Source organism: Streptomyces sp. NPDC048600 (assembly GCF_055587025.1).
In genome coordinates, this window is sequence record NZ_JBVJGZ010000006.1 from 247,320 (window position 1) to 273,880 (window position 26,561).

At 71.8% G+C, this 26,561-nt stretch carries 17 protein-coding genes; 15 read left to right on the forward strand and 2 right to left on the reverse strand.

Features of this window, described 5'->3' with window-relative positions:
- Window positions 1-30: 30 nt before the first annotated feature.
- From ACZ6SQ_RS11015 to ACZ6SQ_RS11065, 11 genes are all read left to right on the forward strand, one after another.
- Window positions 31-2,655 carry a valine--tRNA ligase gene (locus ACZ6SQ_RS11015; protein WP_469559282.1) on the forward strand — a complete coding sequence of 875 codons (2,625 nt, stop codon included), beginning with the start codon at window positions 31-33 and terminating at the stop codon, window positions 2,653-2,655.
- Between the two features lie 290 nt (window positions 2,656-2,945).
- Window positions 2,946-4,484, forward strand: a complete 1,539-nt coding sequence (folC, locus tag ACZ6SQ_RS11020) for a bifunctional tetrahydrofolate synthase/dihydrofolate synthase (RefSeq protein ID WP_469559285.1) — start codon at window positions 2,946-2,948, stop codon at window positions 4,482-4,484.
- An 8-nt stretch (window positions 4,485-4,492) separates the two neighbouring features.
- On the forward strand, window positions 4,493-4,849 hold the full coding sequence (locus tag ACZ6SQ_RS11025) for a DUF4233 domain-containing protein (RefSeq protein ID WP_389320646.1): 357 nt from the start codon (window positions 4,493-4,495) through the stop codon (window positions 4,847-4,849).
- Window positions 4,850-4,915: 66 nt separating this feature from the next.
- Window positions 4,916-5,329: a nucleoside-diphosphate kinase gene (ndk, locus tag ACZ6SQ_RS11030; RefSeq protein WP_469559289.1), complete on the forward strand. Its 414-nt coding sequence runs from the start codon at window positions 4,916-4,918 to the stop codon at window positions 5,327-5,329.
- 276 nt (window positions 5,330-5,605) lie between these two features.
- Window positions 5,606-6,625, forward strand: a complete 1,020-nt coding sequence (locus ACZ6SQ_RS11035) for a rod shape-determining protein (protein WP_004931372.1) — start codon at window positions 5,606-5,608, stop codon at window positions 6,623-6,625.
- A 147-nt stretch (window positions 6,626-6,772) separates the two neighbouring features.
- A complete protein-coding gene (gene mreC / locus ACZ6SQ_RS11040; RefSeq protein WP_469559291.1) occupies window positions 6,773-7,720 on the forward strand; it encodes a rod shape-determining protein MreC in 948 nt (315 codons plus the stop codon).
- A gap of 14 nt (window positions 7,721-7,734) precedes the next feature.
- Window positions 7,735-8,415, forward strand: a complete 681-nt coding sequence (gene mreD, locus ACZ6SQ_RS11045) for a rod shape-determining protein MreD (protein WP_469559294.1) — start codon at window positions 7,735-7,737, stop codon at window positions 8,413-8,415.
- Between the two features lie 302 nt (window positions 8,416-8,717).
- Window positions 8,718-11,006: a penicillin-binding protein 2 gene (gene mrdA / locus ACZ6SQ_RS11050; protein WP_469559296.1), complete on the forward strand. Its 2,289-nt coding sequence runs from the start codon at window positions 8,718-8,720 to the stop codon at window positions 11,004-11,006.
- Window positions 11,003-12,202: a rod shape-determining protein RodA gene (rodA, locus tag ACZ6SQ_RS11055; RefSeq protein ID WP_469559298.1), complete on the forward strand. Its 1,200-nt coding sequence runs from the start codon at window positions 11,003-11,005 to the stop codon at window positions 12,200-12,202. Before mrdA ends, rodA begins: the two co-directional genes overlap by 4 nt.
- 83 nt (window positions 12,203-12,285) lie before the next feature.
- Window positions 12,286-13,797, forward strand: coding sequence for a CYTH and CHAD domain-containing protein (locus ACZ6SQ_RS11060; protein WP_469559301.1), 1,512 nt, complete (start codon window positions 12,286-12,288; stop codon window positions 13,795-13,797).
- A gap of 155 nt (window positions 13,798-13,952) precedes the next feature.
- Complete coding sequence (locus ACZ6SQ_RS11065; protein WP_469559304.1) at window positions 13,953-15,911, forward strand: TIGR03960 family B12-binding radical SAM protein; 1,959 nt, start codon at window positions 13,953-13,955, stop codon at window positions 15,909-15,911.
- Between the two features lie 109 nt (window positions 15,912-16,020).
- On the opposite strand, the gene ACZ6SQ_RS11070 is transcribed toward ACZ6SQ_RS11065, so the two are convergent.
- Window positions 16,021-17,160: a tetratricopeptide repeat-containing glycosyltransferase gene (locus tag ACZ6SQ_RS11070; protein WP_469559307.1), complete on the reverse strand. Its 1,140-nt coding sequence runs from the start codon at window positions 17,158-17,160 to the stop codon at window positions 16,021-16,023.
- Window positions 17,161-17,291: 131 nt separating this feature from the next.
- Here ACZ6SQ_RS11070 and ACZ6SQ_RS11075 point away from each other — a divergent pair, with 131 nt between their 5' ends.
- Window positions 17,292-18,800, forward strand: coding sequence for a glycosyltransferase family 39 protein (locus tag ACZ6SQ_RS11075; RefSeq protein ID WP_469559311.1), 1,509 nt, complete (start codon window positions 17,292-17,294; stop codon window positions 18,798-18,800).
- Between the two features lie 34 nt (window positions 18,801-18,834).
- Here ACZ6SQ_RS11075 and ACZ6SQ_RS11080 read toward each other — a convergent pair whose 3' ends face one another.
- Complete coding sequence (locus ACZ6SQ_RS11080) at window positions 18,835-19,746, reverse strand: collagen-like triple helix repeat-containing protein (RefSeq protein ID WP_469559314.1); 912 nt, start codon at window positions 19,744-19,746, stop codon at window positions 18,835-18,837.
- Window positions 19,747-19,962: 216 nt separating this feature from the next.
- Between ACZ6SQ_RS11080 and ACZ6SQ_RS11085 the strand changes: the two genes are divergently transcribed.
- The 3 genes from ACZ6SQ_RS11085 (at window position 19,963) to ACZ6SQ_RS11095 (ending at window position 26,443) form a co-directional block, all read left to right on the forward strand.
- Window positions 19,963-21,150: a hypothetical protein gene (locus ACZ6SQ_RS11085; protein WP_469559316.1), complete on the forward strand. Its 1,188-nt coding sequence runs from the start codon at window positions 19,963-19,965 to the stop codon at window positions 21,148-21,150.
- A gap of 137 nt (window positions 21,151-21,287) precedes the next feature.
- Window positions 21,288-22,070: a TIGR03936 family radical SAM-associated protein gene (locus ACZ6SQ_RS11090; RefSeq protein WP_386378490.1), complete on the forward strand. Its 783-nt coding sequence runs from the start codon at window positions 21,288-21,290 to the stop codon at window positions 22,068-22,070.
- A gap of 263 nt (window positions 22,071-22,333) precedes the next feature.
- The gene (locus ACZ6SQ_RS11095; RefSeq protein WP_469559320.1) at window positions 22,334-26,443 is read left to right on the forward strand and encodes an Rne/Rng family ribonuclease; all 4,110 of its coding nucleotides are present in this window, start codon (window positions 22,334-22,336) and stop codon (window positions 26,441-26,443) included.
- Window positions 26,444-26,561: the final 118 nt, after the last annotated feature.

Here is a 26,561-nt window from a genome sequence, read left to right on the forward strand (position 1 = left end):
ACGGCCCCGTGACACCCCTAAACTGGGCCCGTGACCGACAACACTCAGCAGCAGCCACCAGCGCCCACCACCGAACTGCCGACCCAGTACGCGCCGGCCGAGGTAGAGGGGACGCTGTACGAGCGCTGGGTGGACAAGGGGTACTTCACCGCCGACGCGGGCAGCGACAAGCCCGCCTACACCATCGTCATCCCGCCGCCGAACGTCACCGGTTCGCTCCACCTGGGCCACGCCTTCCAGCACACGCTGATGGACGCCCTCACCCGCCGCAAGCGCATGCAGGGCTACGAGTCCCTGTGGCTGCCCGGCATGGACCACGCCGGTATCGCCACCCAGAACAAGGTCGAGCAGCAGCTCGCCGAGGAGGGCAAGTCCCGCCACGACCTGGGCCGCGAGGAGTTCGTCGAGCGGGTCTGGCAGTGGAAGGAGGAGTACGGCGGCAAGATCCTCGGCCAGATGCGCCGCCTCGGCGACGGTGTCGACTGGTCCCGTGAGCGCTTCACCATGGACGAGGGCCTGTCCAAGGCCGTCCAGACCATCTTCAAGAAGCTCTACGACGACGAGCTGATCTACCGCGCCGAGCGCATCATCAACTGGTGCCCGCGCTGTCTGACCGCCATCTCCGACATCGAGGTGGAGTACCAGGAGGACGCCGGCGAGCTGGTCTCCATCCGCTACGGCGAGGGCGACGACTCCCTCGTCGTCGCGACCACGCGCGCGGAGACGATGCTCGGTGACACCGCCGTCGCCGTCCACCCCGACGACGAGCGCTACCAGCACCTCGTCGGCAAGCAGATCAAGCTCCCGCTGACCGACCGCACCATCCCGGTCGTCGCCGACACCCACGTCGACCCGGAGTTCGGCACCGGCGCCGTCAAGGTGACCCCGGCGCACGACCCGAACGACTTCGCGATCGGCCAGCGCCACGGCCTGCCCGCCATGACGATCATGGACGAGCACGGCGTGATCACCGTCCACGGCCCCTTCCTCGGCCTGGACCGCTTCGAGGCGCGCTCCGCCGTCGTCGGCGCGCTGCGCTCGCAGGGCCGGATCGTCGCCGAGAAGCGCCCGTACATGCACTCGGTCGGCCACTGCTCGCGCTGCAAGACCACGGTCGAGCCGCGCCTGTCGATGCAGTGGTGGGTCAAGGTCGCCCCGCTCGCCCAGGCCGCCGGTGACGCGGTCCGTGACGGCCGGGTCGCCATCCACCCGGTCGACCTGTCGAAGCGCTACTTCGACTGGGTCGACAACATGAACGACTGGTGCATCTCGCGCCAGCTCTGGTGGGGCCACCGCATCCCGATCTGGTACGGCCCGGACGGCGAGATCGTCTGCGTCGGCCCCGACGAGCAGCCGCCGACGGGCGAGGGCTGGCACCAGGACACCGACGTCCTGGACACCTGGTTCTCCTCCGGCCTGTGGCCGTTCTCCACCCTCGGCTGGCCGGAGAAGACCCCGGACCTGGAGAAGTTCTACTCCACCGACGTCCTGCTCACCGGCCACGACATCATCTTCTTCTGGGTCGCCCGGATGATGATGTTCGGCCTGTACGCCATGGACGGCGAGGTCCCGTTCAGGACCATCGCCCTCACCGGCCTGGTCCGCGACGAGCGCGGCAAGAAGATGTCGAAGTCCTTCGGCAACGTGGTCGACCCGCTGGACTGGATGGACAAGTACGGCTCCGACGCCGTCCGCTTCACCCTCGCCAAGGGCGCCAACCCCGGCACCGACGTGCCGATCGGAGAGGACTGGGTCCAGGCGTCCCGGAATTTCGCCAACAAGATCTGGAACGCCACGCGCTTCGCGATGATGAACGGCGCCACGATCGAGGGCGAGCTGCCCCCGGCCGAGCAGCTGTCCGCCACCGACCGCTGGATCCTGTCCCGGCTGAACAAGACGGTCGCCCAGGTCGACGCGTTCTACGACGACTTCCAGTTCGCCAAGCTCAGCGAGGCGCTGTACCACTTCGCATGGGACGAGGTCTTCGACTGGTACGTGGAGCTCTCCAAGACCACGTTCATGGCGGGCGGCGAGGGCGCCAAGGCCTCCGGCCGGGTCCTCGGCGAGGTCCTCGACGTCCTGATGCGTCTGCTGCACCCGGTGATGCCGTTCGTCACCGAGACGCTGTGGACCACGCTGACCGGCGGCGAGTCGATCGTCGTCGCCGAGTGGCCCGCCGACAGCGGCTTCCGCGACGACGCCGCCGAGGCGGAGATCGAGAACCTCCAGCGGGTCGTCACCGAGGTCCGCCGCTTCCGCGCCGACCAGGGCCTCCAGCCCGGCCAGCGCGTCCCGGCCCGCCTCACCCTCGACGGCACCGCCCTCGCCCCGCATGAGGCCGCCATCCGCCAGCTGCTGCGCCTGCAGCCGGAGGGCGACGCGTTCACGGCGACGGCGACCCTGCCGATCGGCGGCGCCGAGGTGGCGCTGGACCTCTCCGGCACCATCGACGTGGCCGCGGAGCGCAAGCGCCTCGCGAAGGACCTCGCGGCGGCGCAGAAGGAGCGTCAGCAGGCCGTGGCCAAGCTGGGCAATGAGGCTTTCCTGGCGAAGGCACCCGACCAGGTGGTGGAGAAGATCCGCACCCGCCTGGCCAAGGCGGACGAGGACATCGCGCGGATCGAGAACCAGCTGGCCGGCCTGCCGGTGGGCTGATCGCCACTCGTCTCCGCGAGAGCGGAGGTGGTCCGGACCTGGCGGCAGCCGATAAGGACAAGACTCAGCAGTCTCTGCGCAAGCGGAGGTCACGCGGGCCCCGGCGTTGCACAACGCCGGGGCCCTGCGCGTCCCTCAAGGGGCGCGGGGCTGTATCGATATGCGGCTCCGCCGCGTGGGCGCGACAAGTCACGACGCACCCGCGCCCGCCGGACGGCAGAAGCTCCCCACTACGTGGGCTCACGGCCTCCCCGCCGGAGGCACAAGGCACACTCAAGCCCCCGCCCGCGATGTCACCCCCGCTCCGTAGACTGGGCACCGTGACCCACCCCAGCGACGACCAGCCCGACCCCTTCGACTCCTTCGACGAGATCGTCGAGGCCGAGACCGACCGCGACCCCGACCTCGCGGTCATCGAGGCCGGCAGCCGCACCCTGCGCACCCAGGGCGGCCGGCCGCAGGCCGACGTACCCGCGCGCCCCGAGGACCCCGAGGTCGACAAGGCCCTGCGCGAGGTCGAGGCGGACCTCGCCACCCGCTGGGGCGAGACCAAGCTGGAGCCCTCCGTCAGCCGTATCGCCGCGCTGATGGACGTCCTGGGCGAGCCGCAGCGGTCGTACCCGTCGATCCACATCACGGGCACCAACGGCAAGACGTCGACGGCCCGCATGATCGAGGCCCTGCTCGGCGCCTTCGAACTGCGCACCGGCCGCTACACCTCCCCGCACGTGCAGTCGATCACCGAGCGCATCAGCCTGGACGGCGCCCCGATCCAGGCCGAGCGGTTCATCGAGACGTACAACGACATCAAGCCGTACGTCGAGATGGTCGACGCCCAGCAGGAGTACCGGCTCTCCTTCTTCGAGGTCCTCACCGGCATGGCCTACGCCGCCTTCGCGGACGCGCCGGTCGACGTGGCGGTCGTCGAGGTCGGCATGGGCGGCTCCTGGGACGCCACCAACGTCATCGACGGGGACGTGGCCGTCGTGACGCCGATCGACCTCGACCACACCGACCGGCTGGGCGAGACGCCCGCCGAGATCGCGGGGGAGAAGGCCGGCATCATCAAGCAGGACGCCGGTGTGATCATGGCCCAGCAGCCGGTCGACGCGGCGCAGGTGCTGCTGAAGAAGGCCGTCGAGGTGGACGCCACGGTCGCCCGTGAGGGCCTCGAGTTCGGCGTCGTCTCCCGGCAGGTCGCCGTCGGCGGCCAGATGCTCACCCTGCGCGGGCTGGGCGGTGAGTACCAGGAGGTGTACCTGCCGCTGCACGGCGCGCACATGGCGCACAACGCCGCCGTGGCGCTCGCCGCGGTCGAGGCGTTCTTCGGCGTCGGGGCGCTGCGGGCCGAGCCGCTGGACATCGACACCGTGCGCAAGGCGTTCGCGGCCGTGTCCTCGCCGGGCCGGCTGGAGGTCGTGCGCCGCTCGCCGACCGTCGTGCTGGACGCCGCCCACAACCCCGCGGGCGCCCGGGTGACCGCCGAGGCGATCGGGGAGGCCTTCGACTTCAGCCGGCTCATCGGTGTGGTCGGGGCGAGCGGCGACAAGAACGTGCGCGGGCTGCTGGAGGCGTTCGAGCCGGTCTTCGCGGAGATCGTCGTCACGCAGAACTCCAGCCATCGCGCGATGGACGCCGACGAACTGGCCGCGATCGCCGTGGAGGTCTTCGGCGAGGAGCGCGTCCAGGTCGAGCCGCGGCTGCCCGACGCTCTGGAGGCCGCGATCACGCTGGCCGAGGAGGAGGGCGAGTTCGCCGGCGGTGGCGTCCTGGTCACCGGTTCCGTCATCACGGTGGGCGAGGCCCGCCTGCTCCTGGGGAAGGGCTGAACCCTCCGATGCGTACGCTGTGCTCCTCGACCCTGATCGGCGAGTTCTTCGTGATCGGCTTCGCCGCTCTGGTCGCGATGAAGGACCCGGACCTGTCCATGGCGACGGTCTGGACGGTCAGTGGTACTGCCATGCTCCTCAGCCTGCTGCTGTGCGGCCTGGTGACCCGGCCGGGCGGCGTCGCCCTCGGCTGGGCGCTCCAGCTCGGGCTGATCGCCTCCGGCTTCTTCGTCCCGCTGATGTACGTCCTGGGCCTGATGTTCGCGGCCCTGTGGTGGGCGTCGGTGCACTTCGGCCGGAAGGTCGACGAGGCGAAGGCGCGGTTCGCGGCGGAGGGCGGACCCTCCCAGCCTGACGCTGCGTAACGGGCGCGGGGGTGCGCCCTGTAGCCTCGTGACACCGCACACCTGTAGGTATGAAGGAGTCCCGTCGTGACCCAGCGCACCCTCGTCCTCCTCAAGCCGGACGCCGTCCGTCGCGGCCTGACCGGCGAGATCATCAGCCGTATCGAGCGCAAGGCCGGCTGGTCGATCACCGCGCTGGAGCAGCGGAACCTGGAGCGGGCCACGCTGGAGACGCACTACGCGGAGCACGTCGGCCGCCCCTTCTACGAGCCGCTGGTCGAGTTCATGCTGTCCGGTCCGGTCGTCGCCCTGATCGTCGAGGGTGAGCGGGTCATCGAGGGCGTGCGCCAGCTGGCCGGTCCGACCGACCCGATCGCCGCCGCGCCCGGCTCCATCCGGGGCGATTTCGGTGTGATCGTCCGGGAGAACCTGATCCACGCGTCCGACTCCGAGGAGTCCGCCGAGCGCGAGGTCAAGATCTTCTTCCCCGGGCGCGCGTAACGGCGTACTCTTCGCCGCAAGCCGCTTGGAAAGTCCGGGGCGACGCCCCGGACTTTTCTGGCATGGGGGCGGCGATCGAGGGAACGAGAGTCCCCGAACGCCCGTCTCCAGAAGCGAACCCGCACATCATCTGCTGACAATGGCAATGACCCTCACGCAGGGTCCGTGAAAGCGCGTCTACGATGGAAGCACTTCACGTCACAGCACCCACCGTGCCGACCTGACAAGCCCTCAAAAGCCAGCGGGAAGGCCAGACGAATCCTGATGGGGAACTCAATGTCGTTCATCGGCCGTGACATGGCTGTCGACCTCGGGACCGCCAACACGCTGGTGTACGTCAGGGGTCGCGGGATCGTACTCAACGAGCCGTCCGTCGTCGCGATCAACACCAACACCGGTGGCATCCTCGCGGTCGGCGCCGAAGCGAAGAAGATGATCGGCCGTACGCCCGGCAACATCGTCGCCGTGCGGCCGCTGAAGGACGGCGTGATCGCCGACTTCGAGATCACCGAGCGGATGCTCCGCTACTTCATCCTGAAGATCCACAAGCGGCGGTATCTGGCCCGGCCGCGGGTCGTCGTCTGTGTGCCCTCGGGCATCACGGGCGTCGAGCGCCGCGCCGTCATCGAGGCGTCGTCCCAGGCCGGCGCCCGTCAGGTGCACATCATCGAGGAGCCCATGGCCGCGGCCATCGGTTCCGGCCTGCCGGTCCACGAGGCCACGGGCAACATGGTGGTGGACATCGGCGGCGGCACCACGGAGGTCGCGGTCATCTCCCTCGGCGGCATCGTCACCGCCCAGTCGATCCGGGTCGCGGGCGACGAGCTGGACAACGCGATCATCCAGCACATCAAGAAGGAGTACTCCCTTCTGCTGGGCGAGCGCACGGCCGAACAGATCAAGATCACGATCGGTTCGGCGTACGACCTCGACGCCGACGAGCACACCGAGATCCGCGGCCGGGACCTCGTCTCCGGGCTGCCCAAGACCGTCGTCATCTCCGCCGCCGAAGTGCGCAAGGCGATCGAGGAACCCGTCAACGCCATCGTCGACGCCGTGAAGACGACGCTGGACAAGTGCCCGCCGGAGCTCTCCGGCGACATCATGGACCGCGGAATCGTTCTGACCGGCGGCGGAGCCCTGCTGCGCGGGCTGGACGAGCGGCTGCGCCGGGAGACCGGTATGCCGATCCACATCGCCGAGGACCCGCTGGACAGCGTGGCGCTCGGTTCCGGAAAGTGCGTCGAGGAGTTCGAGGCGCTCCAGCAGGTTCTGGACGCCCAGCCGCGCAGATGACGTAACTCTTCGATTCCGCCGTACGAGATGATCTCCTCTCGTACGGCGGATCGTTGATATAGAGGCATAAGCTGCCACAAAACGAGCCCCTCGGATTTCCCCAGGGGCTACCCGAATTCCGATCGAGGAAGGGCACGGCCGCCGCACGTGAGGGACACACGAGAGAGCCGGCTGCTCCTGGTGCTGCTGGTTGCCATCGCGTTCGCACTGATCACGGTGGACATCCGTGGTGGGGAGGACTCGCCGGTCGACGGTGCCCGCCAGGCCGCGGCCTCCGTCTTCGGCCCGATCGAGAACGGCGTCGCCTCCGCGGTCGACCCGGTCGGCAACGCCGTCGCCGCCGTCCGCGACTCCGGTGAACGCCACGACCGCGTCGCCGCACTGGAGAAGGAGAACGCCGCGCTCAAGGCCCGGCTCGGCTCCGACGACCGCAACCGCAGCCGGCTGCGCCAGCTCGACCGCATGCTGAAGGTGGCCGGCGAGGGTCAGTACGGCATCAAGGGCGCCGAGGTCATCGCGATAGGAGCGGCCCAGGGCTTCTCCTGGACCATCACTATCGACATCGGCGCCAACGACGGCATCAGGCGCGACATGACCGTCCTCAACGGCGACGGCCTCGTCGGCCGCGTCACCACGGTCGGCCCCGACGCCTCGACCGTGCTGCTCGCCAACGACCCCGACTTCACCGTCGGCACCCGTATGGAGGGCTCCGACGAACTCGGCTTCGCCTCCGGACAGGGCGACCGCCCGCTGCGCGTCGAACTGCTCAACGGCAAGGCCGAGATCAAGAAGGGCGACCGCCTGGTCACCTTCGGCTCCCAGGCCGACCGGCCCTTCGTGCCCGGCGTACCCGTCGGCGTGGTCTCCCGCGTCGACCCCTCAGGCGGCGGCCTGACCCGCACCCTGTACGTCACGCCGTACGTCGGCTTCACCAAGCTCGACATCGTCGGCGTCGTCGTCCAGGCACCCGTAAAGGATCCGCGCGACACCGTGCTCCCGGCCAAGCCCAGGCCCACCCCGACGCCGACCGTGACGGTGACCGTCACGCCGTCCGCGCCGGCCGACGGCCAGTTCCAGCAAGAGCAGCAGCAGTAGGGGAGCTGAACTCGATGCGTTTCAACCGGATCCTGCTCTCCGTCACCCTGGTCGTCGTCGCCCTGGTCCTCCAGGTCAGCGTGCTGGCCCGGCTGCACCTCCCGGGCGCGGTGCCCGACCTGGTGCTGCTCACCGTCCTCGGCCTGGCACTGGTCTACGGCCATGTCGGCGGCGCCCTCGTCGGCTTCGGCGCCGGACTGCTCTCCGACCTCGCCCCGCCCGCCGACCACGCGGTCGGCCGCTACGCGCTCGTGCTGTGCGTCATCGGCTATCTGGCGGGCCTGGTCAGGCCCGAGAACGGCCGGCTGAAGTCGGCGACCGGCCCGCTGGCCGTCGTCGCCGTCGCCGCCGTCGGCACGACCCTGCTGTACGCCGGTGTCGGCGCCCTCGTCGGCGACACCGCGGCCCGCCATGTGGGCCTGCCCAGCCTGCTGTTCACCGCCGCGCTGTACGACCTGCTGCTGGCGCCCTTCGTGGTGCCGGGCGTCATGGCGCTGGCCCGCCGGGCGGACAACGACCCGCTCGTCGAGTCGGGCTCGGGCACGAAGTCGGCGGACATCTCCTCCGGCTGGCTGTCCTCCGGCACCGGGCTGCGGATCGGCAGCCAGCGCGGGGGACTCGGCGGCCTCAAGGTGAAGGCGGCCCGCGCCCGCACGGCACGCGCCGGGCGCATCAAGGGGGTCAAGCGGCTGTGAGCACGGCGGAGTTCACCCGGACGGGGGAACCGGGCCGGAACCGCGGCGCGGGGGCCTTTCGTTCATCACTCGTGAGCGGGCCGGGGCCGGTGGTGCAGGGGCCCGGGCCGGTGGCCTTCGGGCTCGGACCGGTGTCCGTGGTTCGCGGACCGGTGTCCGTGGTGCGCGGGCCGGTTCCCGGCGGCCGCAGACCGTCGTCGCCCGTCCGCACATACGCACCCGTTGTCGTCGCACCGGCTTTCGCGCACGCAGCCTTCGCGCACGCAGCCTTCGCGCACGCAGCCTGAGAGGGGGAGGCAGCAGTGACCAACATTCCCGAGACCGGGCGGACCCCACGTGTCCAGATCCGGCTCGTCGTCATCCAGATCCTCGTCCTCTCGCTGCTCGGCACGCTCGGCGGGCGCCTGTGGTACCTCCAGATCCGGGAGGGCGAGGCCTACGCCAAGGAGGCCTCCGGGAACCACGTCCAGCAGGTCGTCCAGCCCGCCGTGCGCGGCTCGATCCTGGACGCGCGCGGCGTTCCCCTCGCGGACAACGAGACCCGGCTGGTCGTCTCCGCCTCCCGCACCGAGCTGCTGAAGATGCCCGACGACGGCGACGCCGTCCTCACCAAGCTCGCGGGCGTGCTCGGCATGCGGCCGAAGGAGGTCAAGGAGAAGGTCCGGCTGTGCGACTCCGAGACCCCGCAGCCCTGCTGGAACGGCTCGCCGTACCAGCCGATCCCCATCACCGACGAGGCCACCGCGCGCCAGGCCCTGCAGATCCGTGAGCGCGCCGAGGACTTCCCCGGCATCACCGCGGAGCCGCAGGCCGTCCGCCGCTACCCGGCGCCGGGCAAGTCCAACACCGCGCAGGTGCTCGGCTACCTCTCTCCGGTCACCGACGAGGAGATCCAGGAGGCCGAGGACACCGACTCGCCGTTCCTGCGCTCCGACCAGGTCGGCCGCTCCGGACTGGAGCGGCAGTACGACAAGGCGCTGCGCGGCAAGGCGGGCGTCACCCGCTACGAGGTCGACAACCTCGGCCGGGTCATCGGCCAGGCCGAGGCGGACCCCGCCCAGGCTGGTTCCCACCTGGTCACCAGCATCGACGCCCGGGTGCAGCGCGTCGCCGAGTTCGAGCTCAACGAGGCGATGAAGGCGGCCCGTCTGGAGTGGGACCGCAACACCCAGGAGCGCTACAAGGCGGACGCGGGCGCGATCGTGGTGATGGAGTCCAGGACCGGCCGGATCGTCGCCATGGCGTCCAACCCGACCTACGACCCCAACGCCTGGGTCGGCGGCATCTCCGCCAAGGACTACGGGCGGCTGACCGGGAAGAACTCCAACTACCCCCTGCTCAACCGGGCCATCCAGGGCCAGGCGGCGCCCGGCTCCGTCTTCAAGGTGGTCTCCACGGCCGCCGCCGTCCAGGCCGGCTACGACTTCGACGGCCGCTACAACTGCTCCAGCTCCTACTCCGTCGGCGGCCAGGTCTTCAAGAACTTCGAGTCCCAGAACCACGGCCCGATCGACCTCGGCCGGGCCCTGGAGGTCTCCTGCGACACCGTCTACTACCAGCTGGCCCACGCCCAGTGGCAGAAGGACGGCGGCATCGACCCGAAGAAGAAGCCCAGCGACTGGTTCTTCCGGGCCGCCCACCAGTTCGGCCTGGGCGAGGAGACCGGTGTCGACCTGCCCAACGAGGTCACCGGCCGCGTCCCGGACCGCCAGTGGAAGCAGGACTACTGGAAGGCCAACAAGGACGCCTGGTGCAAGACCGGCAAGAAGGACGGCGACTACGTCGAGCGCATCTCCTACGAGAACTGCCTCGAGGGCAACAAGATGCGCGCCGGTGACGAGATCAACTACTCCATCGGCCAGGGCGACACCCTTGTGACGCCGATCCAGATGGCGACGATCTACGCGGCCATCTCCAACGGCGGCACGCTGTACGACCCGACGGTCGGCAAGGCGGTCATCAGCGCCGACGGCAGCAAGGTCACCCCGATCAAGCCCAAGTCGCACGGCAAGCTGCCGGTGAACAAGGCGACGCTGGCTCAGATGGACGAGGCCCTCGCCGGCGTGGCCACGCGCGGTACGGCGGCCTGGCGGTTCGGCGGCTGGCCGCAGGACAAGATCGCGATGCACGCCAAGACGGGTACGGCCGAGGTCTACGGCAAGCAGACGACCTCCTGGTTCGCCACGTACACCAAGGACTACTCGATCGTGATGACGATCTCCCAGGGTGGTACGGGTTCCGGGGCCTCCGGACCGGCCGTGCGCAACGTGTACGACGCGCTGTACGGCATCTCCGACGACGGCGTCATCAGCAAGAAGAACGCGCTGCTGCCGACCCCGCAGCAGAACCTGCCGACGATCCGCTCGGACGGCTCGATCACCGCGCCGAAGGTGTCCAAGGACCCGGCGAAGGACCAGCAGAAGTTCCAGAAGCCCGCCGAGCAGACGGTGGAGACGGTCGCCGCGAACCCGGACGACGCCACCGGCACGGCGGACGGACAGCAGCCGGCGACCGTGGCCTCCCCGGAGACCGTCAACCGCGAGACACGGCGTCGGCGGACCCGCCGCCCCGGCCGGAGGAAGTGCTCATGACCGGCGCCAACAGCTTCCAGGTCTCCGGCTACGGACCCGAGCGGGCCGGCTGGACGCGGCTGCTCGCCCGCGACTCGCTCGCCCGCCGGCTGGACTGGCCGATACTGCTGGCCGCGATCGCGCTCTCGCTGATCGGCTCGTTGCTGGTCTTCTCGGCCACCCGCAACCGCACCGAGATCAACCAGGGCGACCAGTACTACTTCCTGATCCGGCACCTCATGAACACCGGCATCGGGTTCGCCCTGATGCTCGGCACGGTCTGGCTCGGCCACCGCACCCTGCGCACGGCCGTGCCCGTCCTGTACGGCGCCTCGGTGTTCCTGATCCTGCTGGTGCTCACCCCGCTGGGCTCCACGGTCAACGGCGCGCACTCCTGGATCGTGCTCGGCGGCGGCTTCTCCCTCCAGCCCTCGGAGTTCGTGAAGATCACGATCATCCTGGGCATGGCGATGCTGCTGGCGGCGAGAGTCGACGCGGGCGACAAGCCCTACCCCGACCACCGCACGGTGCTCCAGGCCCTCGGCCTGGCCGCGGTGCCGATGCTGGTCGTGCTGCTGATGCCCGACCTCGGCTCGGTCATGGTCATGGTGATCATCGTGCTGGGCGTGCTGCTGGCCTCCGGCGCCTCCAACCGCTGGGTGTTCGGCCTGCTGGGCACGGGCACCCTGGGCGCCCTGGCGATCTGGCAGCTCGGCGTCCTCGACGAGTACCAGATCAACCGGTTCGCCGCGTTCGCCAACCCCGAGCTCGACCCGGCGGGCGTCGGCTACAACACCAACCAGGCGCGGATCGCCATCGGTTCCGGCGGTCTGACCGGCTCCGGCCTCTTCCACGGCTCGCAGACCACCGGCCAGTTCGTGCCCGAGCAGCAGACCGACTTCGTGTTCACGGTCGCGGGCGAGGAGCTGGGCTTCGTCGGCGGCGGCCTGATCATCGTGCTGCTCGGCGTGGTGCTGTGGCGGGCCTGCCGGATCGCCCGGGAGACGACCGAGCTGTACGGCACGATCGTGGCGGCGGGGATCGTGGCCTGGTTCGCCTTCCAGGCCTTCGAGAACATCGGCATGACCCTCGGGATCATGCCCGTCACCGGTCTGCCGCTGCCGTTCGTGTCGTACGGAGGCTCGTCGATGTTCGCGGTGTGGGTGGCGGTCGGGCTGTTGCAGTCCATCCGGGTGCAGAGACCGTTGTCGGCGTAAGGGGCCGTCACCTTCCGTTTCCCCGGCGTTTCGGGGCCTGTTGTGCCCTGTTGTCCGGCCGCGCCGGGCACTAGATTCAGGTCATGGCGGACACAAAGCGCGAGATCGAGCGGAAGTACGAATCCGACGACAGTGGCCTGCCCGACCTGACCGGCGTCGCCGGTGTCGCGGCCGTGGTGGACAAAGGTGTCGCGCACCTGGACGCCACCTACTACGACACGGCCGACGAACGGCTGAACGCGGCGTCGATCACGCTGCGCCGGCGCACCGGCGGCTCCGACGCGGGCTGGCATCTGAAGTTCCCCGTGGCGCCGGGGGTGCGCGACGAGATCCGGGCCCCGCTCGCCGACACCGTGCCCCGTGTCCTCGCCGGGCTGCTGCGCTCGCGGGTGCGCGACGCCGAGCTGGAGCCGGTGATCCGGCTGCGCTCCGACCGGGACGTGCGCGAGCTGACCGACGCCGAGGGGCGGCTGCTGGCCGAGGTCAGCGTGGACGCCGTGCGCGCCGAGCGGCTCACCGCGGGCGGCGGCGAGGCCCAGTGGACCGAGATCGAGGTGGAACTCGCCGACGACGGTGACCCGGTCTTCCTCGACAAGGTGGAGAAGCGCCTGCGCAAGGCGGGCGTTCGGCCGTCGTCGTCCGCCTCGAAACTGGCCCGCGCGCTCGCCGAGACCGCTCCGAGGAGAAAGGGCCGGGCCAAGGGCGCGCGCAGAGCGGCCGAACCCGTCACGGCCGGCGATCACGTCCTGGCGTATCTGCGGGCCCAGCGCGCGGCGATCGTGGAGCTGGACCCCGCCGTACGGCGTGATGTGTACGACTCCGTGCACAGCATGCGGGTGGCCACCCGCAGGACGCGCAGCGCCTTCCGTTCCTTCGGTGCGGTCCTCGACCGTTCCGTCACCGACCCGATCGGCGACGAACTGAAGTGGCTCGCGGGGGAGCTGGGCGTCGACCGGGACCAGGAGGTGCTCACCGAGCGGATCACCGCCGCCCTCGGCGAACTGCCCCGCACGCTGCTCGCCGGGCCGGTGCGCGGGCGGCTGCGCACCTGGACCAACGCCCGGCGCGGCGGATCGCGGCGGCGGCTGATCGCCGTACTGGACGGGAAGCGGTATCTGGAGCTGCTCGGCACGCTGGATGTGCTGATCGCCGATCCGCCGCTGCTGAAGGCGGCGGCCGGGGCTCCGGGGAAGGTGATCGGCAAGGCCGTGCGCAAGGACCTCGCGAAGCTGTCCGTCCTCGTGGAGCAGGCCCTGGAGCTGCCGCCAGGCCACGACCGCGACCTCGCGCTGCACGAGGCGCGCAAGAAGGCGAAGCGCACCCGGTACTCGGCGGAGGCGGCCGTCCCCGCGCTCGGCGCGGACGCCGCGGGGCTGGTGAAGTCGATGAAGTCCCTCCAGAACCTCCTCGGCGACCACCAGGACAGCGTGATGGCCCGCGAGGCGCTGCGGGAACTGGCCGCGCAGGCGCAGGCGGCAGGGGAGAGCTCCTTCACCTACGGGGTGCTGTACGGGCGGGAGGAACTGCGGGCGGCGACCGACGAGGCGCGGCTGCCCGAGGCGTGGGCGGAGACGAAGGCGGGCGCCCGGGTCTGAGCGGGCCGGGGCGGGCCGGCGGGGGCCGGAGTACCGGGCGTCCTGACGGCCGGGGCGCGGGCCAGGAAGTGCGGACGTGCCGGGCCGGGGTGGCGGTCGCGTTAGGCTAGATGGTCACCCCTGTCAGTTCCGTCTGCTCACGAAGGTCCTCCGCGATGTCTGCCGAGTCGGTTTTCCCGCAGCTCGAAGCCCTGCTGCCGCATGTGCAGAAGCCGATCCAGTACGTGGGCGGCGAGCTCAATTCCACCGTCAAGGAGTGGGAGAGCTGTGACGTCCGCTGGGCGCTCATGTACCCCGACGCGTACGAGGTCGGGCTGCCCAACCAGGGCGTCATGATCCTCTACGAGGTGCTCAACGAACAGGAGGGCGTCCTCGCCGAGCGCACGTACAGCGTGTGGCCGGACCTGGAGGCGCTCATGCGTGAGCACGGGGTCCCGCAGTTCACCGTGGACAGCCACCGGCCGGTCGGCGCCTTCGACGTGTTCGGCCTGAGCTTCTCCACGGAGCTCGGCTACACCAACATGCTGACGGCGCTGGACCTGGCGGGCATCCCGCTGGAGTCGAAGGACCGCGGGATCGACGACCCGATCGTGCTGGCGGGCGGTCACGCGGCCTTCAACCCGGAGCCGGTCGCCGACTTCATCGACGCGGCGGTCATCGGCGACGGCGAGCAGGCCGTGCTCGACATGACGAGGATCATCCGCGAGTGGAAGGCGGAGGGCCGTCCCGGCGGCCGCGAGGAGGTCCTCCTCCGCCTCGCGAAGACGGGCGCGGTGTACATCCCGCGGTTCTACGACGTGGAGTACCTCCAGGACGGCCGGATCGCCCGTGTCGTGCCGAACCGCAGCGGTGTGCCGTGGCGGGTGTCCAAGCACACCGTCATGGACCTGGACGAGTGGCCGTACCCCAAGCAGCCGCTGGTGCCGCTGGCCGAGACGGTCCACGAGCGCATGTCGGTGGAGATCTTCCGCGGCTGCACCCGCGGCTGCCGCTTCTGCCAGGCGGGCATGATCACCCGTCCGGTGCGCGAGCGCTCCATCACGGGCATCGGCGAGATGGTGGAGAAGGGCCTGAAGGCGACCGGCTTCGAGGAGGTCGGCCTGCTGTCGCTGTCCTCCGCGGACCACTCGGAGATCGGCGAGGTCGCCAAGGGCCTGGCCGATCGCTACGAGGAGGACAAGATCGGCCTCTCGCTGCCCTCGACCCGCGTGGACGCCTTCAACGTCGACCTGGCCAACGAGCTGACCCGCAACGGCCGCCGCTCGGGCCTGACCTTCGCGCCCGAGGGCGGCTCCGAGCGCATGCGCAAGGTCATCAACAAGATGGTCTCCGAAGAGGACCTGATCAGGACGGTCGCGACGGCGTACGGCAACGGCTGGCGCCAGGTGAAGCTGTACTTCATGTGCGGCCTGCCCACCGAGACCGACGACGACGTCCTGCAGATCGCCGACATGGCGATGAACGTGATCGCCAAGGGCCGTGAGGTCTCCCGGTCGAACGACATCCGCTGCACGGTGTCGATCGGCGGTTTCGTGCCCAAGCCGCACACGCCCTTCCAGTGGGCGCCGCAGCTGTCGGCCGAGGAGACGGACGCGCGCCTCGAGAAGCTGCGCGACAAGATCCGCGGCGACAAGAAGTACGGCCGCTCGATCGGCTTCCGCTACCACGACGGCAAGCCCGGCATCGTCGAGGGCCTGCTCTCCCGCGGCGACCGCCGCATCGGCGCCGTCATCCGTGCGGTGTACGACGACGGCGGCCGCTTCGACGGCTGGCGCGAGCACTTCTCCTACGACCGCTGGATGGCCTGCGCCGACAAGGCCCTGGAGCCCTTCGGCGTCGACGTCGACTGGTACACCACCCGCGAGCGGGCCTACGAGGAGGTCCTGCCCTGGGACCACCTCGACTCGGGCCTCGACAAGGACTGGCTCTGGGAGGACTGGCAGGACGCCCTCGACGAGACCGAGGTCGAGGACTGCCGCTGGACGCCCTGCTTCGACTGCGGTGTGTGCCCGGCCATGGACACGCACATCCAGATCGGCCCCACGGGCAAGCAGCTGCTCCCGCTCACGGTGAAGAACGCGGCGCCCGCCCCCAGCGGCGCGCACACCCACTGAGGCGGACGGAGACCAGAAAGGGGCCCTTCCCACGCGGGGAGGGCCCCTTTTCCCGTCCCCGCGCCGCTACGGGAGGCCCGCGCCGCTACGCGTGGCCCGGCAGGCGCCGCTACGGGTGGCCCGCGGTGGTCCGCCCGGCCGGCTCGGAGCGGGGCGCGCCGACGGACAGCTTGCCGCGGGCGAAGTCGCGGTTGGCGAGGACGCGTTCACGGTGCTCCCCGGGGAGCCTGCCGCCGTCCAGGAGCTGCTCGCAGGCCTCCAGGGACTCGCGGTAGGCGCCCGTCCAGTAGGCCGCCACGGCCAGTTCGTCCAGGGCCCGCCAGTCGTACCAGGCCTGTTCGACGAAGAGGATGTCGTCGGGCCGCGGGAGCTCCGCCGCGCGGCGCGCGAACAGATGGGCGAGTGGCCAGCGTTCGCCCTGGACGCGGCAGAAGTGGGCGAGTTCGCCGAGCGGTTCGGCCCGGGTCGGCCGGCACTCGTGGGCCTCCAGGAAGCGCGAGACGACTTCGGGCGGGCGGCGCCTGAGCGTCACGGCGAGACGGGCCGCGTAGAGGCGGGCGCAGAACGCCTCCTCGTCGAAGCCGTCCATGGCGGCGCGTCTGTCGTAGGCGGCGAGCGCCTTGGCCGGTTCCCCGGCGTCGCGCCAGCTCTGCGCGAGGTAGAAGGCGTAGCGGGCGTTCGTGGGTTCCCTGGCGAGGCCGTCCTTGAGGACCGCGGCGTCGCGCAGGTACTTCTGGCGGTCGCTGATTTGTGACCGTCCGCCGCCGCCCATGATGACCATGCGGACGCCGTCCAGGACGGCCCGGCTGAACGGCTCCTCGCACTCCAGGTACTCGTGCAGCACGCCGACGTACCGCCAGGGCAGGCGGGCCGACACCAGCGAGGGGCGCCGGTGGACGACCGGGCCGTGCCGCACCTGGAGGTCGTAGCAGTCGTGGGTCAGCTCCGGCAGGGTGAAGCCGGGGTCGGTCTCCAGCACGTCGTCGGCGTCGATGAACAGCAGATACCGGGCGCGGTCCCGGGCGCGTTCGATCGCCTCCGTGCGGGACAGGTCGAAGCCTCTCCACGGGCTCTCGTGGAGTGCTCCGGGCAGATCGGCGAGGGTGTCGCGGACGATCTCCTGGGTCCCGTCGGTCGAGCCGGTGTCAAGGACGGACCAGGTGTCGACGAGCGGGCGCACGGATTCCAGGCAGCGCCGGATCACATGGGCCTCGTCCTTGACGATCATATTGAGGCAGACCGTTTTCATGGCTTTTTCTTTTCTCCGGAGAAAAGGACCGGCCGGTGAATTTATCGGCCCCCGGTGGCCCGCACAAGCAACCACGGACGGCCCGGCGGGTATAAGTGGGGAGTTCCAGCCGTCGGACCGGAGTAATTCCTATGGTCATCACCCCGCAGCTTTCCCGTGAGGAATTCCGGTCCGCCGAGGCGGCCGGGTCCGCCGCACCTCGCGTCCCGCTCTGGCTGTGGCCGTGCGTCGCGGCCCTGGCCCTCGGTGGACTGGGGCTCACCGGCACCCTGCTCGGCCGCGACGAACTGGTCACGTGGGACATGGCCGGCCGGGACACCGGGCAGATCCTGGCCACCCTGCGCAACGTCGACGCCGTGCACGGCACGTATTACCTGTTGCTGCACGGGTGGGTGGAGCTGTTCGGGGATTCCGTCCTTTCGCTGCGGCTGCCGTCCCTCTTGGCCGTCGCCGCGACGGCGTCGGTCGTCGCTCTCCTCGGTGAGCGCCTCTTCGGATATCGGGCCGGAATTCTGGCGGGGCTGCTGCTCGCGCTCACACCGGCGGTGAGCCGCTACGGCCAGGAGGCCCGTTCGTACGCCCTGGTCGTGTTCGCCGTCGCCCTCGCCGGCCTTCTGCTGCTGCGGGCGCTGGACCGGCCGCGCAGCCCCTGGCGGTGGGCCGACTACGCCCTCGCGCTGGTCCTCACCGGGTTCCTCCACCTGATCGCGCTGTCCGTGGTGCTCGCCCACCTCTGGCCGCTCGCGGCCCGGCTGCGGCAGGACCGTTCCCTGTGGTGGCGGCCCGCCCTGGCGCTCACGGCGGTCGCCGCGTGCACCGCCCCGCTCGCCGTGCTGGGCAGGTCCCAGGCCGGACGCCAGCTGTACTGGGTGCCCGAGCCGGACGGCTGGGCGCTGCTCGCCCTGCCCGTGGAGCTCTTCGCCTCCGCCCTGGGCGCCGGAGCGCTCGTCGCCCTCGCCCTGCTGGCCCGCGCGCCCCGCAGGATGCCGCTGCTGCTCTGCGGAACCTGGATCCTGCTGCCCCCGGCCCTGGTCTGGGCGGCCTCCCACGGCGAGGTCTCCTACTTCCGGGGCGTCTACGTCCTCTTCACCCTCCCGGCCTGGGCCCTCCTGGCGGGCGCCGGGGCGGCCGGGGCCCTGCGCTCCTGGAAGGCGGCCGCGGCCCTGCTGTCGGCCCTCGCCCTGCTCACGGTCCCCGACCAGCGCGAGGTGCGGCGGCCCTTCGCGCACAACGCCCCCGTGCCGCTCGACTACGCGGCGGCCGCGGACCTGGTCGTGCGGCTGCACCGGCCCGGGGACGCCGTCGTCTACGACCGCGCGGACACCTGGCAGCTCGACGGGGGAGTGCGCTACTACCTGCCGCGCGACCTGAGGCTGCGTGACGTCTTCCTCGCGAGGACCCCCGCCGGGATCGACGACCTCTACACGGTCCAGTGCGCCGCTCCGGAGCGGTGCCTCGGGGACGAGGAGCGCGTCTGGCTGCTCACCGAGGGCACCGCGTTCCCCTTCGACGCCATCGACCCCGTCCAGGCGAGCGCCCTCCAGACCAGGTACTCCGTGGCCGAGAGCCGCCCGGTGACCGGGATGACGGTGAGTCTGCTGGTGCGCGGTGACACGGCAAGGGGTGCCCGGCAGCCGTGACGGCCGCCCGGACGCCCCTGTGCGTGACGCCGGGCTACGGGACGACGGTCCCGCCGTTCACGGCGCCGGGAGCCGGCTGCCGGTTCACGAGGATCCAGGCGTTGTCGGCGCAGTTGAGGGTTCGGTTGGAGACGACCACCGCGCACTGGGTCTCGTAGACCTGTCCCGCGGTGGTGACGACGTCGACCCGGACGTCCCCTTCGGGGGCACTGCCCAGGCTGTGCTGGACGATCGAGATCCCGCAGGCGTTCTGCGGGTAGTTCGGGTGGGTGCTGAGGTCGGTCCACAGGAACGGGTTGAGCGTGTCGCCGGTGAGGTCGCGGATGCCCGCGTAGGCGCGCGTGGGGTTGCTTCCGCTCAGGACGGCCCGGACCTCGAAGTTGTCGCTGTCCTGGCTGGCGTCGATGTCGGTGCAGGCGGCGGGGCCGGTGGCGCCCTGCGCGCCCGTCGCCCCGGTGGCACCCGTCGCCCCGGTGGCGCCCTGCGCGCCCGTCGCCCCGGTGGCACCCGTCGCCCCGGTGGCGCCCTGCGCGCCCGTGGCTCCCGTTGCTCCGGTGGCTCCGTTCTGGCCAGGGGTGCCCGTCGCGCCCGTGGCCCCGGTCGCTCCGGTCGCGCCCCTCGGGCCCGTGGCGCCGGTCGCGCCCTTGGCACCCTTCGCTCCGGTCGCGCCCTTGGCGCCCTTCGGGCCGGTGGCCCCGGTCGCGCCCTTGCACTTGTCGGTGGTCTCCGGCACCGCGGCCGACCGGTGCTTGTGGGGCTTGCAGTCGGTGCCGCCGGTGTACTCATGGGCGGCCGGTCTGCTGTCGGACACGGTCTGCGCGGCCACCGCGGTCGGCGCGACGACCGAGGCGGCCAGGACGAGGGTCAGGGAGGTCAGCATCCCGGCCTTCCGGAACCGCGCCCGGGCGAGCGGACCGAGCAGGGACGTCCTGTTGCGAGGACTCATGGACTTGCTCCTTGGCACGAAACGGTCCGGGGGCGTCCCGGACCTCCGGTGCGAGGGTGACCCGAGCACCTCGCGACAGCCGTCGTGTACACGGACAACGCGCCGTCAAATACGTAAAACGGTCTAGCGGGTTAATGCGGTCGTGCGGCCAGGACGTGACGGCATCGCAACCCCACGGCGTGAACCCGGGACGCGAGCCCGGGCGTCCTGACCGACATGGAGCCGCAGAAGTACCCCGAGCCCAGGCAGCCGGAAGGCTGCCTCGTCACCGCCGTCCGCCTGCCCGTGCGGATCGTCGTGCTCGTGCTCGTCGTCCCGGTGCGCATGGTGTGGGACGCCCTCGTCGTCGGCGGGCGGTTCCTGAACGACACCGTGCTCCGGCCCGTCGGCCGGGTGCTGCTGTGGCTCGGCCGGGCCGTGTTCGTCTGGCCGTTCGTGGGGCTGTGGCGGTACGTCCTGGTGCCGGTCGGCCAGGGCCTGGCCTGGCTGGGGCGGGTGCTGGTCGTGATCCCGGCGGGGTGGCTGTACCGGGTCGTACTGACCCCGGTCGGGCACGCCGTCGCCTGGGCCGTACGGGCCACGGGCGCGGGGATCACCTGGGTGCTGCGCGGGATCGGAGCAGGCCTCGCCTGGGTGCTGCGGGGCGTCGGGGCCGGGCTGAGCTGGGTGTACGCGTATGTGCTCGCACCGGTCGGGCGTGCGATCGCCTGGGTGGGCAAGTGGCTCGGCCTCGGGCTCGGGGCGCTCGCGCGCGGGGTGTCCGCCGTGCTGATCTGGCTGGTGCGGTACCTCGTGGTCGTGCCGTCCCTCTGGCTCTACCGCTGGGTGCTCACGCCCGTCGGGCACGCCGTCGCCTGGTGCGCCAAGGGCGTGTGGTGGGTGCTCACGGGGATCGTCAAGGGCGTCGGGTTCGTCCTGTACTGGATCACCCGGGTGCTGTTCGTGCTGCCCGCGCTCGGCCTGTGGCGGTACGTCCTCACGCCCGTCGGGCGGTTCCTGGCCGTCGTCGGCCGGGAGATCGGGGATGCGCTCGGGCACGCCTGGCGGGTGGCGGGGCACATCTCGCGGGCCGTCGGGCGGTTCCTCGCCACCCTCCTGCGATGGGTCTTCGTCGAGCCGGTCCGCTGGGTGTACCGGACGGTCCTCACTCCCGTCGGCCATGTCGTCCGCGACACCGTCTGGCGGCCCGCCGCCGAGGCCGCGCGCGGTGTCGGCCGGGCCACCCGGCAGGTGCTCGCGGCGGCGCGCGACTCCGCACGCCAGGCCCGCGCCGACTTCCGGCGGATGCTGTTCGGCGAACCCCGCGAGACGGCGCAGTCGGACCGGCGGGAACTCTCGGACGGCGGAGCGCGTAATCTAGAAAAGAGGGCCACACGCGAAATCTCCCCGCACACGCGGGGCTGATCCCGACCATCACACCGGGCAGGCGCTGGCCCGAGGATGCTCCCCGCGCACCTGCGGGGATCGTGCACGGAACGCGTAAGCAAGGAGAAGTTCCACTGGGCAAGCGACAGCCCGAAGGCCCGCCGCCGGCACCCGCGGTGCAGCGCATCCGACTGCGTTACACCAAGCGCGGCCGCCTGAGGTTCACCAGCCACCGCGACTTCCAGCGCGCCTTCGAGCGTGCGCTGCGCCGCGCCGAGGTCCCCATGGCCTATTCGGCCGGCTTCACGCCGCATCCGAAGGTGTCCTACGCCAATGCCGCACCCACCGGCACGGGCAGTGAGGCCGAGTATCTGGAGATCGCGCTCACCGCGGCGCGGGACCCGGAGAAGCTGCGCGCCCTGCTCGACGAGTCGCTGCCCCCGGGCCTCGACGTCGTCGACGCGGTCGAGGTCCGCACGTCGGGGCTCGCCGACCGGCTCACGGCCTCGGTCTGGGAGCTGCGCCTGGACGGCGTGGATCCCGAGGACGCGGGCCGCGCGGTGGCCGCCTTCATCGGGGCGGAGACCGTCGAGGTCCAGCGGATGACCAAGAACGGCGTCCGGACCTTCGACGCCCGCTCCGCGGTCGTCGGCCTGGAAAGCGTGGCCGACGGTACAGAAACGCACAGTTCGCCGGCTGATAGGCCGACCGACCAGCCCTGTGCGATACTGCGGCTGGTTGTTCGGCACGTGACGCCTGCCGTTCGACCCGACGACGTCCTGTCCGGTCTCCGCGCCGTGGCCGACCTGGCGCCGCCGGTCCCCGCAGCGGTGACCAGGCTGGCGCAGGGGCTGTTCGATGAAGAGACCGGCACGGTGACCGACCCGCTCGCACCCGACCGCGAGGCAGCAGCGGCCCAACCGGCCGCGGCGACTGCCGCCGCGAAGGAGCCTGCGTAAGGAAGTCCCGCGAAGGGACGGACGTCGAAAGCGCCGCCCTCGTACTCGGGAGCCACCTGGGTCGGGCAGCGCACCGACCACAAGACTTTCGCCAGGCCGTACGCGACAAGGCGTACGGAACCGGCGAGACAGGACACAGAGAGCTCCCGTGCGGCGCCCGCGCCCCGGACGGCGGCATACGCGCATCGCGCGAGCCGCGGACGTCACCGGCCATGTGCCGGACCATGCGCGGCGCCCGGGAGCCTGACGGGAGATACGCCCGCATGCTCGAACCGACCGAGCCCGTCGAGGGTTCCGAACCGAACACCCCCAGCGACACCCTGCCGCCGCGCCGTCGGCGCCGTGCCGCGTCGCGTCCGGCGGGTCCGCCGGTGGCCACCGCCGACACGCCCGGCGAGATCGTCGCTCCGGCCATACCGGACGAACCGGAGCCGGAGGCCGACACCGAGGCAGAGGCCGAGGTGCCCGCTGCTGAGGCGCCCGCCGTCGAGGAGGCCGCTCCGGCTCCGCGTACGCGTCGTCGTGCCACTCGCCGGGCCACGGCTCCCGCGGGTGCGCCCGAGGCGGCTGAGGCTGTGGTGGCGGAGACGCCTGCTGTGGCCGCCGAGGTTGCGGAGCCTGTCGCCGCTGAGGAAGCTGCCGTCGAGGAGGCCGCTCCGGCTCCGCGTACGCGTCGTCGTGCCACTCGCCGGGCCACAGCTCCCGCGGGTGCGCCCGAGGCGGCTGAGGCTGTGGTGGCGGAGACGCCTGCTGTGGCCGCCGAGGTCGCGGAGCCCGTTGCCGCCGAGGCGCCTGCCGCTGAGGAAGCCGCCGTCGAGGAGGCCGCCCCGGCTCCGCGTACGCGTCGTCGCGCCACTCGCCGGGCCACGGCTCCCGCCGGAGCACCTGAGGCCGCCGAGACCGCCGAGACCGTGGTGACCCCGGCCGTCGAGGAGACCGCCGCACCCGTCGCCCAGGCCGAGAACGGCCCCGAGGCAGAGACCGAGGACGCCGCCCCGCGTCGTACGCGCCGCCGCGCCACCCGACGCGTCACCGCGCCCGCCGAGAGCACCGAGACTCCGGCGGCCACCGAGCCGGCCGAGGCCGCCGCGCCCGCCGCACCCATCGAGGAGGCTCCCGTGCCGGAGTCCGCCGATCAGGCCCAGGAGGACGCCGCGCCGCGCCGCCGCCGTCGGGTCGTCCGCAAGGCCGCCACCGGGTTCTCCGAGCCCGAGCGCGCCGCCGGTGAGCCGGCCGCCGAGGAGGCCGCCGCCGAGCCCGAGTCGCCGCGCCGCCCCGCACGGCCCGCGGTCGCCCTGTTCCAGGCACCCGTGTTCGCCGAGCCGAAGTTCCAGACGCCCGAGCGGGCCGCCGCCGAAGCGGCCGCCGAGGCCGCGGAGGAGACCGGGACCACCGAGCCCGAGGAGCTCGCGGAGGAGCCCGCCGCCCCGCGCCGCAGGCGCCGCCGCCGGGCCACCGGCTTCGGTGAGGAGGCCGAGGCCCCCGCCGAGACCACCGAGCCCGCCGCCGTGCCCGCCGAGTCCGTCGAGCCCGCCGTCGACGAGGAGCCGGAGGAGGCCGACGAGGCCGCCGAGGGCGAGGACGACACCGAGGAGCCCGGTTCGCGCCGTCGTCGCCGCCGCGGTGGCCGCCGTCGCCGCCGGGGCGAGTCCGCGGACGCCGAGGCGGGCGAGTCCGCCGACGGCGAGGAGTTCGCCGCCGCGCAGGCCGAGCAGGACGCCGAGGACACCGCCGAGCAGGAGGAAGAGGACGCCGAGGACGCCGAGGACGGCGGCTCCAGCTCCTCCAGCCGCCGTCGCCGCCGGCGCCGCCGCCGCGCCGGGGACAGCTCCGCCGACGCCGAGCCCGGCGAGGGCGACCCGGAGCGCACCGTCGTCAAGGTCCGCGAGCCGCGCAAGGCCGCCGAGCCGTCCGACGAGGTGCAGTCCATCAAGGGCTCGACCCGTCTGGAGGCCAAGAAGCAGCGCCGCCGCGAGGGCCGCGAGCAGGGCCGCCGCCGGGTGCCGATCATCACCGAGGCCGAGTTCCTCGCCCGCCGCGAGGCCGTCGAGCGCGTGATGGTCGTCCGCCAGCAGGGCGACCGCACCCAGATCGGCGTCCTCGAGGACAACGTGCTCGTCGAGCACTACGTCAACAAGGAGCAGTCGACCTCGTACGTCGGCAACGTCTACCTGGGCAAGGTCCAGAACGTGCTGCCGTCGATGGAGGCCGCCTTCATCGACATCGGCAAGGGCCGCAACGCAGTCCTGTACGCCGGTGAGGTCAACTTCGAGGCGCTCGGCATGGCCAACGGGCCGCGCCGTATCGAGTCCGCGCTGAAGTCCGGCCAGTCCGTGCTGGTCCAGGTCACCAAGGACCCGATCGGGCACAAGGGCGCGCGTCTGACCTCGCAGGTCTCGCTGCCCGGCCGCTACCTGGTCTACGTGCCCGAGGGCTCGATGACCGGCATCAGCCGCAAGCTGCCCGACACCGAGCGCGCGCGTCTGAAGACCATCCTCAAGAAGATCGTCCCCGAGGACGCGGGCGTCATCGTGCGCACCGCCGCCGAGGGCGCGAGCGAGGACGAGCTGCGCCGTGACGTCGAGCGGCTCCAGGCGCAGTGGGAGGAGATCAAGAAGAAGGCGAAGAGCGGCAACGCCCCGACCCTTCTGTACGGCGAGCCGGACATGACCGTCCGCGTCGTGCGCGACATCTTCAACGAGGACTTCTCCAAGGTCATCGTCAGCGGTGACGAGGCCTGGTCGACGATCCACGGCTATGTCTCGCACGTGGCCCCGGACCTCGCCGACCGGCTGTCCCGCTGGACCTCCGAGGTCGACGTCTTCGCGACGTACCGCATCGACGAGCAGCTCGCCAAGGCGCTGGACCGCAAGGTCTGGCTGCCCAGCGGCGGTTCGCTGGTGATCGACAAGACCGAGGCCATGATCGTGGTCGACGTCAACACCGGAAAGTTCACCGGCCAGGGCGGCAACCTCGAAGAGACCGTGACCAGGAACAACCTGGAGGCGGCCGAGGAGATCGTGCGCCAGCTGCGGCTGCGCGACCTCGGCGGCATCGTGGTCATCGACTTCATCGACATGGTCCTGGAGTCCAACCGCGACCTGGTGCTGCGCCGTCTGCTGGAGTGCCTGGGCCGCGACCGCACCAAGCACCAGGTGGCCGAGGTGACCTCGCTGGGCCTGGTGCAGATGACCCGCAAGCGGGTCGGCCAGGGCCTGCTGGAGTCGTTCTCGGAGACCTGCGTCCACTGCAACGGCCGCGGTGTCATCGTGCACATGGACCAGGCGACCGCGGCCGGGGGCGGCGGCAAGCGCCGCAAGCGTGCCCGCGCCGGCGGTGCCGACCACGAGCACGAGCACGAGACCGTGGCGGCCGAGCCCGCGGTGACCGCCGAGCAGGAGGCGGAGTCCGAGGCCGAGATCGTCGCGGAGGTGGCCGAGCCGGTCGCGCTGCCCGCGCCCGACTTCGCGCCGGACGAGGAGCTGTACAGCAGCGTCGCCGAGGCGGAGGCAGCGGTGTCCCGTGGCCGTTCGCGCCGCCGGGCGGGCCGCCGGGCCTCGGCTCCGGCCGGTGCGCCCAGGGCTGAGGCCGCCGCCGAGCCCGTGGCCGCCGTGCCCACCGCTCAGCAGGTGACGGTCGCCGAGGAGATCGCGCGTCCGGTGCGGACGGAGTCCGCCGCCGAGATCCAGGCCGAGCCGGCCGCCGTCGAGGACCCGGTCCGCCACGCGGCGCCGGTCGCCGAGGAGGCCGCGCCCAAGGGCCGTACCCGCCGTCGGGCCACCCGCAAGGTGTCCGCGCCGGCCGGTTCGCCCGCGGGTGCGGAGGCCGCGGTCGTGACGGTCACCGAGCAGGTCGCGCCGGTCGCCGCCGAGCCGGAGGCCCCCGTGGCCGCCGAGCCCGCCCCGGCCGCCGAGCCCGCCGCCGTCGTCGAGGCACCCGCCGAGAGCGCCGCCCCGGCCCGTCCGCGGCGTCGCGCCGTGCGCAAGGCCACCGCGCCGACCGCGTCGGAGGAGACGGCCGTGGTGGTCGTCCCCGCGACGGAGGGCCAGGCGCAGGAGGCTCCCGCGGCGGAGGCGGTCGTCGAGACCGTCGCCGAGGCGGCCGTCGAGGCCCCGGAGGCCGTCGAGGACGAGGCCGCCGAGGAGGCCGCTCCGGCCAAGAAGGCCGCCGCGCGCAAGACGGCCAAGAAGGTCACGGCGAAGAAGGCCGCCACCAAGAAGACGGCGGCCACCAAGAAGACCGCCGCCAAGAAGGTCACGGCGAAGAAGGCCGCGACCAAGAAGACGGCGGCCACGAAGAAGACCGCGTCGAAGAAGACCGCGGCGGCGCAGCAGACGCTGCCCACCGTCACGGCCTCCACCGACGAGGCCTGACCGTTCCCGGTCCCGGGGGGGGGGGGGGGGGGGGGGGGGGGGGGGGGGGGGGGGGGGGGGGGGGGGGGGGGGGGGGGGAGCGGGGGGGGGGGGGGGGGGGTGTGTTGGTTGCGCGTTA

Coding starts and splice junctions, on each gene's coding strand:
- folC (WP_469559285.1), top strand. CDS start 2,946: ATGTCACCCCCGCTCCGTAGACTGGGCACCGTGACCCACCCCAGCGAC.
- ACZ6SQ_RS11025 (WP_389320646.1), top strand. CDS start 4,493: ATGCGTACGCTGTGCTCCTCGACCCTGATCGGCGAGTTCTTCGTGATC.
- ACZ6SQ_RS11035 (WP_004931372.1), top strand. CDS start 5,606: ATGTCGTTCATCGGCCGTGACATGGCTGTCGACCTCGGGACCGCCAAC.
- mreD (WP_469559294.1), top strand. CDS start 7,735: ATGCGTTTCAACCGGATCCTGCTCTCCGTCACCCTGGTCGTCGTCGCC.
- rodA (WP_469559298.1), top strand. CDS start 11,003: ATGACCGGCGCCAACAGCTTCCAGGTCTCCGGCTACGGACCCGAGCGG.
- ACZ6SQ_RS11060 (WP_469559301.1), top strand. CDS start 12,286: ATGGCGGACACAAAGCGCGAGATCGAGCGGAAGTACGAATCCGACGAC.
- ACZ6SQ_RS11065 (WP_469559304.1), top strand. CDS start 13,953: ATGTCTGCCGAGTCGGTTTTCCCGCAGCTCGAAGCCCTGCTGCCGCAT.
- ACZ6SQ_RS11070 (WP_469559307.1), bottom strand. CDS start 17,160: ATGAAAACGGTCTGCCTCAATATGATCGTCAAGGACGAGGCCCATGTG.
- ACZ6SQ_RS11075 (WP_469559311.1), top strand. CDS start 17,292: ATGGTCATCACCCCGCAGCTTTCCCGTGAGGAATTCCGGTCCGCCGAG.
- ACZ6SQ_RS11080 (WP_469559314.1), bottom strand. CDS start 19,746: ATGAGTCCTCGCAACAGGACGTCCCTGCTCGGTCCGCTCGCCCGGGCG.
- ACZ6SQ_RS11085 (WP_469559316.1), top strand. CDS start 19,963: ATGGAGCCGCAGAAGTACCCCGAGCCCAGGCAGCCGGAAGGCTGCCTC.
- ACZ6SQ_RS11095 (WP_469559320.1), top strand. CDS start 22,334: ATGCTCGAACCGACCGAGCCCGTCGAGGGTTCCGAACCGAACACCCCC.